A 13,271-nucleotide genomic window follows, 5' to 3' on the forward strand; every position below is an offset into this window, starting at 1 on the left:
ATCGCTATTGTCGGTTTCCGTGACCCGTGAGGAAGCGCCCGCCCCGCCCGCCACGGAATCGATCGCCGCCGACGATCGCCGCGCACTGCTCGATGCGGCCACGGAACTGTTTGCCGATCAGGGGTATTCACGCACCACCGCGGCGCAGATCTGCGGGCGCGCCGGGGTGGCGCCGGAGCTGTTCGACGCCGCCTTCGACGGTACCGCCGACTGCTACCTGGTGTTGCTCGAATCGGCCGCGGCCAGGATCAGGGACCGGGTGAGCACGGCCGCCCTCCGCTACGCCGACCGGCACTTCACCGAACGGGGCGCGGTGGTGGTCGCCGCCTTCGTCGGCGCGCTCGCGGAGGACCCGCGGCTGGCGAGGGTGGCGTTCGGGGAACCCGCGGAGGTCTCGCCCGCGGTGCGGCGCCAGCGGCGGGTGCACCGGCGGTGGGCGGCGGCGTTCCTGGACACCCAGTGGCCGCCCGAACCCGAGGCGGGGGAGCGGGCGGCGCGGCGGCGCTTCGCGGTCGCGATGGCCACCATCGGCGGGATGTTCGAGCTGGTCGCGGACTGGACCCGGCACCGCGAGGAGTCCGGGGCCGACGCGCAGGCGCTCGTCGACGACCTCACCGAGTTCGTCGGCGTGGTGTACACCGGGCGCGTCCACCGCCGCTGAATACGGCGCTCACTTGCGCAGCGCGACGGGCTCGCGGTCGACGGCCGGGTCGTGTGGCGCGGGAGCTTCCTGCTCGGTGAGCCCGAAGCGCGCGTGCAGGGCGGCCAGCGGCTTGGGCGCCCACCAGTTGACGGTGCCGAGCACCCGCATCAGCGCCGGGGCGAGCAGCGCGCGGATGACGGTGGCGTCGCTGAGCACAGCCAGCGCGCAACCGATGCCGAACAGCTTCATCGCCGTCACCCCGGAGGTGGCGACCGCGAAGAACACGATGCTCATCAGCAGCGCCGCGGCGGTGAAGATGCGCCCGGTGCGGGCCACGCCGAGCGCCACCGCGTGCGTGTTCCCCGCGGCGGTTTTCGGCCCCGCCAGCCATTCCTCCCGGATCCGGGACAGCAGGAACACCTCGTAGTCCATCGAGGCGCCGAAGGCGATGGCGAACATCAGGATCGGCATCGCCAGGTCCAGCTTGCCGGTCGGGGTGAAGCCGAGCAGCCCGCTCAGGTGCCCCTCCTGGAACACCCACACCATCGCGCCGAAGGTCGCCGCCAGCGACAGCATGTTCAGCGCCAGCGCCTTCACCGGGAGCAGCAGGCTGCCGGTGAACAGGAACAGCAGGATCAGCGTCGTCACGGCGATGAGGATTCCCGCCGCGGGCAGCCGCTCGGCGATCGCGGCCACCGAATCCCGGTTGAGCGCGGCGGGCCCGCCGAACAGGGTCGGGCCGGGTGCGGGCACCTCGCGCAGCCGCGCCAGCTGCGCCTTGCCTTCGCTCGAGTACGGGTCGAGCCGGGTGCCGACCGATACCAGCGCGCCCGCCTCGCCGACCATGCCCGGCGGCGGTGCGGCGACCTTCGAGCCGTTGAGGTACACGCCCGCCCCCGACAGCACCGCGGGCACGTCGGGCACCGTGGACAGTGCGGCGGCGTAGCCGGCGAGCGCGGCCTCCTCGCCGCGGAATTCCGGGAGCACCACGAATGTGCTCGTGCCCAGGTCGGCGGCGAAGTTCGCGCGCAGTTCGTCACCGACCTGCCTGCTCGGCGCGGCCTGCAACGCGCGGTCGTCGGGGTAGCCGAACTGCGCGCCAAGGAACGGCGAGCCGAGCAGCAGCAGCACCACGGTGGTGACCACCGCGATCGGCGCCGCGCGCCGCATGACCGCCACCACCCAGCGGTACCAGCGGCTGTGTTCGGCCTGCACGGCCTGTGGTGCGGGACGGCGCAGCAGCCTGCGCAGCACCGGCCGCAGATCCCAGGCGTTGATGCGCGCGCCCAGCAGCATCAGCAGCGCGGGCAGCACGATCACCGCCGCGGCCGCGGCGGCCAGCACCACCGCGACACCCGCGTAGGCGAAGGACTTGAAGAAGTACTGCGGGAACACCGCCAGCGCGGCCAGCGACAGCGCCACCACCAGGGCCGAGTAGATCACCGTTCGTCCGGCGGTCTGCACCGCGCGCACCACCGCCGCGGCGGGTGCGAGCCCCCGCGCCAGTTCCTCGCGATAGCGGCTGACGACGAACAGGCTGTAGTCGATGGCCAGCGCCAGGCCCAACGCGGTGGTCATGTTCAGCGCGTAGATCGACACGTCGGTGACGGCGGTGAGCGCGCGCAGGATGCCCAGCGCGGCCACCACCGCGAACAACCCGATCGCCACCGGCATGGCCGCGGCGACCACGCTGCCGAACACCAGCACCAGCAGCAGACCGGTGAGCGGGATCGCGATCGCCTCCGCGACGATCAGGTCCTTGCTGATCTGGGTGTTCATGTCGGCGAAGGCCGCACCGAGTCCGCCCGCCCGGACCGTCACGCCGTCGGCATCGGTCTGCACCTGGTCGCTGATGCGGGCCGCCCGCTCGGTCAGTTCCGAGTCGTCCCCGGCGATCTCGGCGACCACCAGCCCGCTGCGTCCGTCCTTGCCGCGCAACGCGTTCGCCAGATCGGGCCGGGTGGACCAGTAGGACTGGATTCCGCTGACCTCGGGATGCTCACCGAGTTGCGCGACCGCGCGCTCGGCGGCCGCCCGCGCGGCCGGACTGTCGACACCGTCCTCGGCGGTGATCAACAGGATGTAGTTGGGCGCACCGCCGGGGAAGTGCTGGGAGATGTAGTCCGCGGCCCGCACCGATTCGAGCTCGGAGGTGACGAAGCCACCCGACTTCATGTGCGAGGACGCGCTCGCCCCGAACGCGCCGCAGACCAGCATGAGCAGCAGCGCGGCCGCGATCACGACACGGGGACGCGTCGTCGCGAACCGAGCGAGGGTGGTCAACATCGACGCGAACTCCCCGTCCGAAGGAATGATTCTCGAACGGTAAACCGGACGGTCGTCCGAACAGAATCCGCTGCGGCCGTGATGCTGACCACCTCTGAAGACCTGAGTGATGCAGATCACTCCGCGTGGGAAGTGGCTGCCGCACAAGGCGCTCCGCGGCTACCCGCGGTCGGGGGTCACCAGGGTGGTTCGCACCGGGGTGGTGTTGCGGGTGAGGTCGAGGACGGGGCAGTGCGCGTCGACGGCCTCCTGGAGCTCGAGGTAGCGCTCCCGCGATTCCGGTCCGGTGATCTCCACGGTCACCCGCACCTCGCCGAACCCCGGCCGCACGGCGTCGTCGAAGCCGAAGAAGCCGCGCACGTCCAGATCACCCTCGGCCGCGGCACGGATCTCCTCGACCGCGATACCCAGCTTCTCGGCCCACACCCGCCAGGTCACCACCTGGCAGGACAGCAGCGAGGCCAGGTAGTACTCCACCGGATTGGCCGCGGTGTCGGCGCCGCCGAGCGCAGGCGGCTCGTCCACCTCCACCCGGAAGTTGCGCAGCGCCACCGAACTGGCGACCGCGTCGTGCGCGGTGGCCTCGGCGCGGAACACGACGGCGGCCTTGGCGGGATCGGACTCCACCGCATCCCGGTTGGCGGCGATCACCGCGCCGAGCGCGGACGTGGACGTGGTCATCGGCGAACTCCTTGGGCGAGGGCGGACGGGTCGATTCCCCGAATCGGTGCGTCGAGCGTAGGTCGGCGCACCCGGTCCGCCACGCCGCGTGACCCCTAGGTCAAGGCGCTGACCTGCACATTCGAATTCGATTCGCGCTGAGGGAAACTGCCCACCCGGCCCACCCGGAGGCGATCAGGATTCGGGTACCGTCCGGAGACGGACGCTAGACTCGCACCGTGACTTGTCGGCTCGGCGCCCCCGGAATGCGAATGACCGCCGATGAGCCGAATCGGGATGAGCCGAATCGGGATGAGCCGAATCGGGAAGACGGCGCGCCCGAGCGCCCGTTCCCACCGGAACCACCGGCGTCACTCACCGACCCCGCCGCCATTCGAGCCAATGATTGGCAGGCCTTTTCGAACCTCACTACGCTCGAGGATCACTGGAGCCTCAAAGCCTGGGCAACCGGATATTCCGCCTTCTATTGGTATCTGACCTTCGATGAAGAACCGCTCGCAGCACTGGCTGAGTGGTGCCGGTCGAATTTGGATACCACGTGTCTGGATCCGGTGCCCTCGGACGGTCTACACATGACGGTACTGAAGGTCGGATCTACCGACGAGCTGACCGAGACGGATGTGGCCCGGATCGTGGCAGCTGCCGAGGCAGCGCTCGCCGATTCGGCACCCATCTCGCTCGATGTCGGGCCGCTGACCGGATCGCCGAGTGCCATTCGCTTCTCGGTCGCACCGTGGAATCGGTTGACCGAGCTTCATTGCCTACTGCGGGAGACCACCATCACCTGCCGCCCGGAAGCAGCGCCCGCTCCTACTTCCCGATTCCGCCCCCACGTGGGCATTGCCTACCACAATCGCCGCCGCGACGCAGGGCCGATGGTTCGCTCGATCGCCGAGTTGCGGAGTGCTCCGCCCGTAACCGTGACGGTGGGTCAGGTGAGATTGGTGCGATTGTGGCGGGAAGGCCGTCGGTATCGGTGGCAGGACCGCGCGGTCATATCTCTCGGGTCGTCGAACCGCCGCCGGTGACAGCGACCGTATCGCCGGCCGGCCACTCTCGGAGCGCTTCCAGATAGCTGCGCCCTCTTCTGCGGTCGACCGCGGTCACCGCCTCACCCAATTCATGCGCGCGTTGCCACACGGACCGGATCGGACGCGCCCGCGAGACTTCGAGTGCCTCCTCGCCGAGCGCGACGGCACGTTCGACATCTCGGGGGCGGCGACGCACAAGAGCGGTGGCCATGTCCAACCGCACGAGTGCCCGGCTCCACGCCGACTCGGACGATTCGACCAGCACCTCGACTTGTCGACCGTAAGCGAGTGATTTGTCGTACAGCCCGGCGGAAAGGTAGGCCGTCGCCGCGTTGGCCTTCCATCGAGCGTCTCCGTAGGTATCGAACGACATCGCCGGCGTCAGGCCGGACGGCGTTTCGACCGAGGAAGTCAGTGCGACGGCCGACTCGATAGCCCGTTCCACCCCGAGTACATCGCCCAGTTTTCCGAGTGCTCGGGCCAGGCCGTTCGTGTACAGCCGGATGGCCTGTCCGCCGTCCGGCAGCAGCGCGATGCCCTCGGCAGCCAGTGCGGCAGCCTTGCGGAAATCGCCCTTGTAATAGGCGCAGAAGCTCTGCGTGCCCCGGACCCACGCCTTCAGCTCGATGTCCCCGAGGAAGTCGGCGAGGCCGAGGGCTTCCCGGCTGTACAACTCCGAATGATGGAAGCGGCCGCAATTGACCGACATGTAGCCGAGGATGCCGGCCAACTGACCGCTGATCCGATACAGCCGTTGCAATTGTGCTGGTTTGTGGCAGGACTCCACCAGTCGGTCGACCTCCCGTCGCAGGGCATGTACGCCGGGTAACAGGCGGACGGGTCCCTCGTGTTCGTACCGGTCGAGAAGATTCGAGAGCGCGAGGTCGACGGCCTCGAGCACGGTGTCATCGAGGTGGAGGGATTCGATACGGTGCATCCGCCGAATGAGTTCGGACGGGTCGTCGAGCGCTATGCCGTCACTCGCTACCGCTGGTGATGTGGCGTCCCTTTCACGCTGTCGTTCCGCCTGCCCGTGGCGAGCCCGCCACACATTCTCGCCCTCCGCCACGATCTGCTCGAACCGGCTGCGATCCGCAGGAGTCGCTCGCTGCTCGTAGGCGGTGTCGAGGATCGCTTGGGACTGATGCAGGATTCGGTGACAGGTTCGGTCACGCGGCCTGACTGGCCGGTGGGGTCATGATTACTTCGTATTCGACGGGCGTCAAACGCCCGAGGCCGGTCTGCCGGCGCCGCCGGTGGTAGGTGCGTTCGATCCAGGTGACGATCGCGATGCGCAACTCCTCACGCGTGGACCAGGATCGGCGGTCCAGGACGTTGCGCTGCAAGAGCGCGAAGAAGCTTTCCATCGCGGCGTTGTCACCGGCCGCGCCTACCCTGCCCATCGACCCTGTCATGCCGTGACGAGTCAAGGCGTGCACGAACTTCCGGCTTCGAAATTGCGACCCGCGGTCGCTGTGAAGCACACATCCGGCAACGTCGCCGCGCCGGGCGACAGCATTGTTGAGTGCCCGGACCGCAAGCACCGACTTCATGCGGGAGTCGATGGAATACCCGACGATCCGGTTGGAGAACACGTCCTTCACTGCGCAGATGTAGAGCTTGCCCTCACCGGTCCAATGTTCGGAAATGTCCGATAGCCACAGCTGGTTCGGGGCATCGGCGGTGAAGTTGCGGCGGACCAGGTCCTCGTGCACCGGCGGGCCCGGTCTGCCCTTCCCGCCGCGCTTCTTGCCGAACACGCTCCACCAACCTCGTGCCGAGCAGATCCGCCACGCGGTGCGATCGGCCATCGGCTCGCCCGCGGCCCGAGCCTCGTCAGCGAGAAACCGGTACCCGAACTCCGGATCGTCACGGTGAGCATCGAACAGCGCGTTCGCTCGATACGCCTCGTCGAGTTCGGCAGTCGTAACCGGTTCGGCGAGCCACCGGTAGTAGGGCTGGCGGGCCAGCCCCAACACCCGGCACGTCACCGCGACGGGAATCCCGTCGTCGGCCAGCTCACGGACGAGCGGGTAGGTCATTTTCCCGGCAGATTCGCCTGCGCAAAATAGGCGGCGGCTCGTTTGAGAACCTCGTTCTCCTGCTCCAGCAGCCGAATCCGGCGCCTGGCTTCCCGAAGCTCCGCCGCCTCGCTTGAGGTCATGCCCGGTTTCACACCATCGTCGACATCGGTTTGCCGCATCCATTTCGACAGCGTCATCGGGTGGATCCCGAAATCCGCGGCGACCTGCTCCAACGTCACCCCGTCATCACGGTTGCGAGCCACCCGGACGACATCGTCACGGAACTCGCGGGGATAAGGCTTGGGCACAGCGACATCCTTCCAGCCCACCCGAAGGCAAGCCACATCAGGTGTCACCTACCCCTGCAGCAGCCCCCTTGGGTGCGTCCCCGCGGAGTAACGGCACCCAGATTGGCCCGCCAGTGTGCGACCGTGGTCGTCTCCACGCCCAACAGGGCCGCGAACTCGCGGACCGACCTGCGCATTGCCTCTTGCAGTGCCGCAGCCTCGAATCCGGTCCACTCGCGACCTCTGACCATTCCCCCACCCGAGACGAAGCGATTCGAGCCGACAGCGACAACGGTACGCCAACACCACGCCAACGTGCGGCCATATGCGCCAAAAGTTTTGGGCGGCAAGGTAAAGGCAGCACCTGGTAGCGAGCGACGACGTGTGACGAGCGCATGACGCACCCGCTCGCCGAGGGCGGCGGGCCGGTGGCGAAAGCCCTCGCTGCCAGGTGCTCCCACTCGTACTGTGATGGAGGACTGCAGATGCTCGCGGTCGGATGGATCGATCCGTCGTCACCGACACCGGAATGGGATGCCGCTCAGGTCCGTCGGTTGGCGCGGCGACTTGGTTTCCGATTGCGGTGGGCCGATCCCACATCGGTCCTCGGCCTGGCCGAACAGGTCGAGTCGGCGGGGGTCGACGCCGTGTTGCTTCCGTCGACCGGGCACGTCGACGCACTGACGCTGGACCGAATCATGGCGGTGGCCGACGTCGAATGCGCAACCCCGCGAGAGTCGTTCCCGCGGTGGTCGCCGATCGCCCGAGTCCGGCGATGAGCATGGCTCAGCTCGGTCTGGCGTTTGTGGTGGGCTTACCACTCGGGGTGGTGCTGGCCATGATCTTCTGGCCGTCGGACTACGACGACCCACCTGGTCCGGGGCGACCGGATTGAGCGCCGTGCGTCTCCCGATCCAGAGCGGCACCTCACCTGCCCAGGTGGATGGGGAAGTGGGACAGGTCGTTCTGGGTGAGGACGGGGAGGTTGGGGATCTGGTCGAGGGGGAGGGCGGGGTGGAGGTGGGGGAAGCGGGTGAACAGGGCGGGGAGGGCGATGGCGGCTTCCAGGCGGGCCAGGGCGGCGCCGGGGCAGATGTGCGGGCCGTGGCCGAAGGAGATGTGCCGGGCGGCGGTGGCGCGGGTGATGTCGAAGTCGTCGGCGTCGGCACCGTGCACGGTGGTGTCGCGGCCGATCGCGCGGTAGGACATGACCACGCCCTCGCCGCGCGGGATCACGGCGTCGCCGAGGTCGATGTCCTCGGTGGCGAAGCGCATCAGCAGATGGATGACGGGCCCGTCCCAGCGCAGGGTCTCTTCGATGGCGGTCTCCCAGCCGATCTCGCCGTCACGGACCAGCCGCAGCTGCTCGGGATGCGACAGCAGCGCGCGCACCGCGGTCAGGATCAGGCTCACGGTGGTTTCGTGGCCCGCGGCGACGAGCGCCTGGAGATTGCCGATCACCTCCTCCTCGGTGAGCGGCGTCTCCCCGTCGGTGGCGTAGATGAGTGCGGAGGTGAGGTCGTCGCCGGGTTCGGCGGTCTTGCGACGCACCATCTCGGTGAAGTATCCGTGCATCTCGTCGATCACCCGCAGCCGCTCGTCCTGCGGGGTGAGGATCGAGAAGAACGCCTTGTACCAGGTGAGCAGCTGTTGCTGGTCCTCGCTCGGCACCCCCATCAGCGCGCTGATCACCCGCATCGGCAGCGGGTAGGCGAACACCGATTTCAGATCCACCACCGCGCCGTCGGCGCCCGCGCGCTCGAGGTCGTCGAGCAGCTCGGCGACGTAACGTTCGATGGTCGGCTTCAGCGCGTCGAGGCGGCGCCGGGTCAGCGCCTGGGTGGTCTTGATGCGCAGGCGGCGGTGTTCCGGGCCGTCCACGGTGAACATCGAGCGGTCCACGTCGATCATGCCGATCAGCGGCCACTGCCTGGTCACCGTGCCGGACTGCCACAGCGACCAGGCGTTGATGTCCTTGACCAGCCTGGTGTCGGCGAGCAGCTGCCTGGCCAGCGTGTGACCGGTGACGGCGAGGGCGGGAACGCCGAGCAGGTCGATCCTGGTGAGCGGGCCGGCCGCGCGCAAGCGGCTGGTCTCCCCGGCCAGGTCGGTGATCATCGGGTCGATGATGAGGGTGTCCGAATGGGGGCAGGCGTTCACGAGAATCCTCCGACGGCGGGAACGGGAGTGAAGTGGACCGGCAGCGAGACCATTCCGCGCAGGAACGGAGACGGGCGGCGGGTCAGGTCGGGCACCGCGACGGCCAGATCGATGTCGGGCAGCCGGTCCAGCAGCACCTCGATGGCGGTCCGGGCGATCACCTCGGCCATCTGCTGCGCCGGGAACGGGCAACGGTATTCGCCGTGGCTGAACGCGAAATGCGCGCTGTTGCCGGTCTGCGCCGGTTCGGCGCCCGCACCGGCGAACTGGCGCACGTGCGGGTCGGCGTTGGCCGCGGCCAGGCCGAGCAGCAGCATGTCGCCGGAACGGATCACCTGATCGCCCAGGCGGGTGTCGCGGGCGGCCCAGCGCCCGGCCAGGATCTGGGTGGGGGTGTCCTCCCAGAGCACCTCGTTCATGGCCTGGCCGATGCTGTGCCTGCCGCCGCCCAGCGCGGCGGCGAACCGGTCGTCGGTGAGCATCAGGCGCACCGAGTTGCCGATCCAGTCCGCGGTGGGCAGGTGCCCGGCTGCGGTGACCGCCATCAGGTCGAGCACGTACTCCTCGTCGGTGAACGTGTCGTGATGGGCGAGCATCCGGGTGACCAGGTCGTCGCCGCGGCGGCCGCGCGCCAGCGCGAGCAACCGGCCCATCTGCTCACCGAAGGCCAGGTGCGCCGACTGCGCGTCGGCGCCGCCGTCGGCCAGCGCCTTCATCGTCCAGGCCAGGTGCGGGCCGTCCTCGGCGGGGAAACCGAGCACCGAGGCCAGTGCGAGCACCGGCAGCGGCTCGGCGTATTCGGCCACCAGGTCGGCGCGCCCGCGCCCGCAGAAACCGTCGATGAGCCGGTCGGCGAGGTCTTCCACGGTGCGGCGCAGCGCGAACGGGTCCACCGCGTCCAGGGCGGGTTCGACCATCGCCAGGTGCCTGCGGTGTTCGGCGCCCGCGGTGAAGTAGATCGAGGGCATCGGCCTGCCGACCATCGGCAGCAGCGGCCAGTCCTCGGCGATGTTCGGCCACTGGTTCCACCGGCCGACATCGCGGGGGAACAGCTCCGGGTCGCTGGTGACCTGGTGCAGCTCGCGATAACCGATCACCAGCCAGGCCGGGATGCCGCCGACCAGTTCGACCGGGACGACCGGGCCGTGGTCGCGGCGCATCCGGCTGTAGAGGTCGTGCGGGTCGCCGTGGAAAACGGGGCCGTTCAGCGGTACCGCGTTCCGGTGCGCGGGGCAGCCACCCGGGGCGGTGGTGAGATCGGGGACGTTCACGCCGGGCCCCCCGAGGACCGGACCGGTTGCGGTGCGGTGACCGACGACATCTGCCTGGTGCGCGCGTAGAGCTGCTCGACCAGGGTGACGAGCACGCGCTTGCAGGATTCGCGTGAGCGGGCATCACAGTCCAGCAGCGGCACGTCCGGGTCGAGGTCGAGCGCCTCGCGCACGCTGTCGAGCTGCTGCGGCGCGCCGCCGAAGTTGTTGCACGCCACCACGAATGCGGTGCCCTGGTGCTCGAGCCGGTCGATGGCGTACCAGGAGTCGGCGATGCGGCGGCGGTCGACGAGCACGATCGCGCCGAGCGCGCCGGCGAACAACCGGTCCCACAGGAACCAGAACCGTTGCTGCCCGGGCGCACCGAACAGATACAGCACGTTCTCGGCGTCGATGGTGATGCGGCCGAAGTCGAAGGCCACCGTGGTGGTCGACTTCCCCGGCGCGGCGGTGGGGTCGTCGATGCCGATGCCCGCGTCGGTCATGGTGGCTTCGGTGTCGAGCGGCCGGATCTCGCTGACCGAGCGGACCATCGTGGTCTTGCCGACGCCGAATCCGCCCACGATGACGATCTTCAGGCCCTGGCTCGCGGTGCCGAGCAACGGAGCCTGGGCACGGGCGGGGGTGTTCTCAGAGACTACGGAGTCCAACGAGCACCTTCTCGAGGGTGGAGGAGTCGAGCACCAGGTGGTCGCCGACGCGTCGTGGATGACGCACGGTGATCTTGCCCGCGTGCAGCAGGTCTGAGAGCAGGATCGTGGTGATGCCGACCGGTAGCCGCAACTCGGCCGCGACCTCCACCACCGAGGTCGGGGCTTGGCACATGCGCAGGATCACCGCGTGCTCCGACGGCATGCCCGGGGCCGGCGCCGATTCGCTGACCACCAGCGTCACCAGGTCGAAGGCGTCGGAATCGGGTCGGCTCCGCCCGCCGGTGAGGGTGTAGAGCCGGTCGGGGTCGTCGTCGCGGCCTGGCCTGCTCACGACCGGCTCGCTCCCGCGACCCGCGGCGCCGCCGACAGCTGGTCGCCGAGCTGTTCGACCAGCTCGCGCATGTTGTGCCCGACCAGTCCGGCATCGGCCTCCTCCTCGGCGAGCACCGCCAGGTGCGCGCCGAGGCCGGCTTCGACGATGAACAGGATGCCGCCGTAGAACTCGGTCATCGACTGGCGCACTCCGCTGCGGCCGTCGCCGAATTCGGCGGAGGCGCCGTGGGCGAGGCTCTGGATGCCCGCCGCGATCGCGGCCAGCTGGTCGGCCTGGTCGATGGTGAGTTCGGGGGTGTGGCAGATCTTCAGTCCGTCGCCGGACAGCAGCAGCGCGTGTCTGCTCTGCGGGGTCCGGTGCAGCAATTGCTCCAGCAACCAGCCGAGCTGGGCGGGACTCGCGGAATTCATCGTTCGTTCTCCAGTGCGACGGGCGTGGACGGTGGCGCCTGGTCCTCGGTGTCGCGTCCGGCGACGGCACGCTGGAAGGCTCCCAAGGCAGCGGGCCGCGCGGACGACGTCGTCGGCGCGGCGGGGGTGCGGACGGTGGCGGCGCCGGGGCGGCGCTCGACGAGTCCCTCCGGATGGGCGGCGGCCAGGGTGCGGCCGCGCTGCCGCTTGGGCAGGGGTGCGTCCGCCCCGGACACCACGACGGGTTCGGGCTCGGATGCCGCGGCGGGCCGCCCGGCGGGCAGCGACGCGGGCTCGACGCGTGCGAGCCGGGCGGTGAGCTCGCGCGGCACCACCACCACGACGGCGGTGCCGCCGATGGCCGAGGGCCGGTAGGAGACGGTGAGCCCGTGCTTGCGGGCCAGGTGCCCGACCACCGCGAGACCGAGGCGGGTGCCGGTGAGCGCGGCCAGGTCGGCGTCGGCCTGACTGTCACCGTCGCGGGCGCCGGACACGGCGAGTTCGGCACGGCGCAAGGCGGATTCGCTCATCACCAGGCCGCTGTCCTCGATGGTGACCACCACACCCGCGGGCACCTCGGAGGCGTAGACGTGCACCTCCGTGGTGGGCGGGGAGAAGTTGCACGCGTTGTCGAGCAGTTCCGCCAGTGCGTGCATCACGCCCTCGGCGGCGTGCCCGGCGACGGCGATCTCGGCGACCGCGCGCAGCCGCACCCGCTGGTAGCCGGCGACCCGGCCCATCGCGCCGCGCAGGATCGACTCCATGCTGATCGGCTTGGCCCAGCGCCGCCCCGAGCGTGCGCCGCTGAGCACCGCGATGCTGTCGGCCAGGCGGCCCGCCTGGGCGGTGCGGTGATCGAGCAGCAGCAGATCGGCCAGCACCTTCGGGTCGTCGTGGCGGTGTTCCATCTCCCGCAGTTCGGCCAGCATGGCGGTGGTCATGGCCTGGATGCGGCCCGCCGCGCCCGCGAAGGCGGCCAGCGCGGCGGTGCGGTGGTGTTCGTCCCGGCGCGCCACCTCGATCGCCCGGGTGGTCGCCGCGCGCTCCTCGGCGATCATGGATTCCACTGCCGCGGCGCGCTTCTCGGCCTCGAGGCGCTGGTCCTCGGCGGCGTCGCGGTGGAGTTCGGCGGCCGCCGCGGCGCGCAGCGCCGACCGCGCCTTCCTGCGGTACCACACCGCGGCGAGCAGCGCCGCGGTGACGAGCACGCCGAGTGCCGCGCCGGTGGCGGCGAACGGGATGCGCAGCCGCTCCTGCGGGATCAGCGACATGGCCGCGGCGGCCGGTCCGGCGCCGAGGGCGAGACCGAGGACGGGGATCACGACGAAGGCTGCTCGTCCTGGCTCCCCGGAGACCGCGGCCCCGTCGGCCGACGGCATGGATGACTCTGACACGTCCTGCACTTTCACGCTCGCGGGAACCGCGCGAACGCCCGGCGATCCCCTTCTGCGTCGCCGAGTGCGATCGAAATCCACCCCCCGACAAGCAGTT

12 protein-coding genes are annotated in these 13,271 nt (G+C 69.8%); 2 read left to right on the plus strand and 10 right to left on the minus strand.

Annotation, left to right across the window (positions count from 1 at the left end; translation table 11 throughout):
• Positions 1–19 precede the first annotated feature (19 nt).
• The gene (locus tag AMO33_RS22155) at positions 20–661 is read left to right on the plus strand and encodes a TetR/AcrR family transcriptional regulator (protein ID WP_060594111.1); all 642 of its coding nucleotides are present in this window, start codon (positions 20–22) and stop codon (positions 659–661) included.
• Between the two features lie 9 nt (positions 662–670).
• Here AMO33_RS22155 and AMO33_RS22160 read toward each other — a convergent pair whose 3' ends face one another.
• Both AMO33_RS22160 and AMO33_RS22165 read right to left on the minus strand, forming a co-directional pair.
• Positions 671–2,929 (minus strand): MMPL family transporter, encoded by a 2,259-nt coding sequence (locus AMO33_RS22160; RefSeq protein WP_060594112.1) that lies wholly within the window; start codon positions 2,927–2,929, stop codon positions 671–673.
• A 159-nt stretch (positions 2,930–3,088) separates the two neighbouring features.
• Positions 3,089–3,610 (minus strand): OsmC family protein, encoded by a 522-nt coding sequence (locus tag AMO33_RS22165; protein WP_011211846.1) that lies wholly within the window; start codon positions 3,608–3,610, stop codon positions 3,089–3,091.
• Positions 3,611–3,861: 251 nt separating this feature from the next.
• On the opposite strand from AMO33_RS22165, the gene AMO33_RS30605 reads away from it, so the two are divergent.
• The gene (locus AMO33_RS30605; RefSeq protein ID WP_159005598.1) at positions 3,862–4,638 is read left to right on the plus strand and encodes a 2'-5' RNA ligase family protein; all 777 of its coding nucleotides are present in this window, start codon (positions 3,862–3,864) and stop codon (positions 4,636–4,638) included.
• On the opposite strand, the gene AMO33_RS22170 is transcribed toward AMO33_RS30605, so the two are convergent.
• The 8 genes from AMO33_RS22170 to AMO33_RS22215 all read right to left on the minus strand — a co-directional run bounded on the left by AMO33_RS22170 (position 4,604) and on the right by AMO33_RS22215 (position 13,159).
• On the minus strand, positions 4,604–5,578 hold the full coding sequence (locus AMO33_RS22170) for a hypothetical protein (RefSeq protein WP_060594113.1): 975 nt from the start codon (positions 5,576–5,578) through the stop codon (positions 4,604–4,606). The two genes, AMO33_RS30605 and AMO33_RS22170, sit on opposite strands and share 35 nt — an antisense overlap.
• Positions 5,579–5,810: 232 nt before the next feature.
• A protein-coding gene (locus tag AMO33_RS22175; protein ID WP_098087181.1) for an IS3 family transposase occupies positions 5,811–6,973 on the minus strand; the annotation gives its coding sequence in 2 pieces (ribosomal slippage) (positions 5,811–6,686 and positions 6,689–6,973; 1,161 coding nt in all).
• 906 nt (positions 6,974–7,879) lie between these two features.
• Positions 7,880–9,070 (minus strand): cytochrome P450 family protein, encoded by a 1,191-nt coding sequence (locus AMO33_RS22190; RefSeq protein WP_205317793.1) that lies wholly within the window; start codon positions 9,068–9,070, stop codon positions 7,880–7,882.
• Positions 9,071–9,108: 38 nt separating this feature from the next.
• A complete protein-coding gene (locus AMO33_RS22195) occupies positions 9,109–10,383 on the minus strand; it encodes a cytochrome P450 (protein WP_060594117.1) in 1,275 nt (424 codons plus the stop codon).
• On the minus strand, positions 10,380–11,033 hold the full coding sequence (locus tag AMO33_RS22200; protein ID WP_050768181.1) for a GTP-binding protein: 654 nt from the start codon (positions 11,031–11,033) through the stop codon (positions 10,380–10,382). The genes AMO33_RS22195 and AMO33_RS22200 overlap by 4 nt, the downstream gene beginning before the upstream one ends.
• Positions 11,014–11,367, minus strand: coding sequence for a DUF742 domain-containing protein (locus AMO33_RS22205; RefSeq protein ID WP_060594118.1), 354 nt, complete (start codon positions 11,365–11,367; stop codon positions 11,014–11,016). The genes AMO33_RS22200 and AMO33_RS22205 overlap by 20 nt, the downstream gene beginning before the upstream one ends.
• Positions 11,364–11,780 carry a roadblock/LC7 domain-containing protein gene (locus tag AMO33_RS22210; RefSeq protein ID WP_011211841.1) on the minus strand — a complete coding sequence of 139 codons (417 nt, stop codon included), beginning with the start codon at positions 11,778–11,780 and terminating at the stop codon, positions 11,364–11,366. The genes AMO33_RS22205 and AMO33_RS22210 overlap by 4 nt, the downstream gene beginning before the upstream one ends.
• Entirely contained in the window at positions 11,777–13,159 is a 1,383-nt protein-coding gene (locus AMO33_RS22215; protein ID WP_060594119.1) for a sensor histidine kinase, read from the minus strand. The genes AMO33_RS22210 and AMO33_RS22215 overlap by 4 nt, the downstream gene beginning before the upstream one ends.
• Positions 13,160–13,271 lie beyond the last annotated feature (112 nt).

It is taken from the genome of Nocardia farcinica, from assembly GCF_001182745.1.
GTDB lineage: Bacteria > Actinomycetota > Actinomycetes > Mycobacteriales > Mycobacteriaceae > Nocardia > Nocardia farcinica.

Excerpts from the sequence above, each read along its gene's own strand:
- AMO33_RS22160 (WP_060594112.1), bottom strand. The coding sequence starts at position 2,929 with ATGTTGACCACCCTCGCTCGGTTCGCGACGACGCGTCCCCGTGTCGTG.
- AMO33_RS22165 (WP_011211846.1), bottom strand. The coding sequence starts at position 3,610 with ATGACCACGTCCACGTCCGCGCTCGGCGCGGTGATCGCCGCCAACCGG.
- AMO33_RS30605 (WP_159005598.1), top strand. The coding sequence starts at position 3,862 with ATGACCGCCGATGAGCCGAATCGGGATGAGCCGAATCGGGATGAGCCG.
- AMO33_RS22170 (WP_060594113.1), bottom strand. The coding sequence starts at position 5,578 with ATGCACCGTATCGAATCCCTCCACCTCGATGACACCGTGCTCGAGGCC.
- AMO33_RS22190 (WP_205317793.1), bottom strand. The coding sequence starts at position 9,070 with ATGATCACCGACCTGGCCGGGGAGACCAGCCGCTTGCGCGCGGCCGGC.
- AMO33_RS22210 (WP_011211841.1), bottom strand. The coding sequence starts at position 11,780 with ATGAATTCCGCGAGTCCCGCCCAGCTCGGCTGGTTGCTGGAGCAATTG.
- AMO33_RS22215 (WP_060594119.1), bottom strand. The coding sequence starts at position 13,159 with ATGCCGTCGGCCGACGGGGCCGCGGTCTCCGGGGAGCCAGGACGAGCA.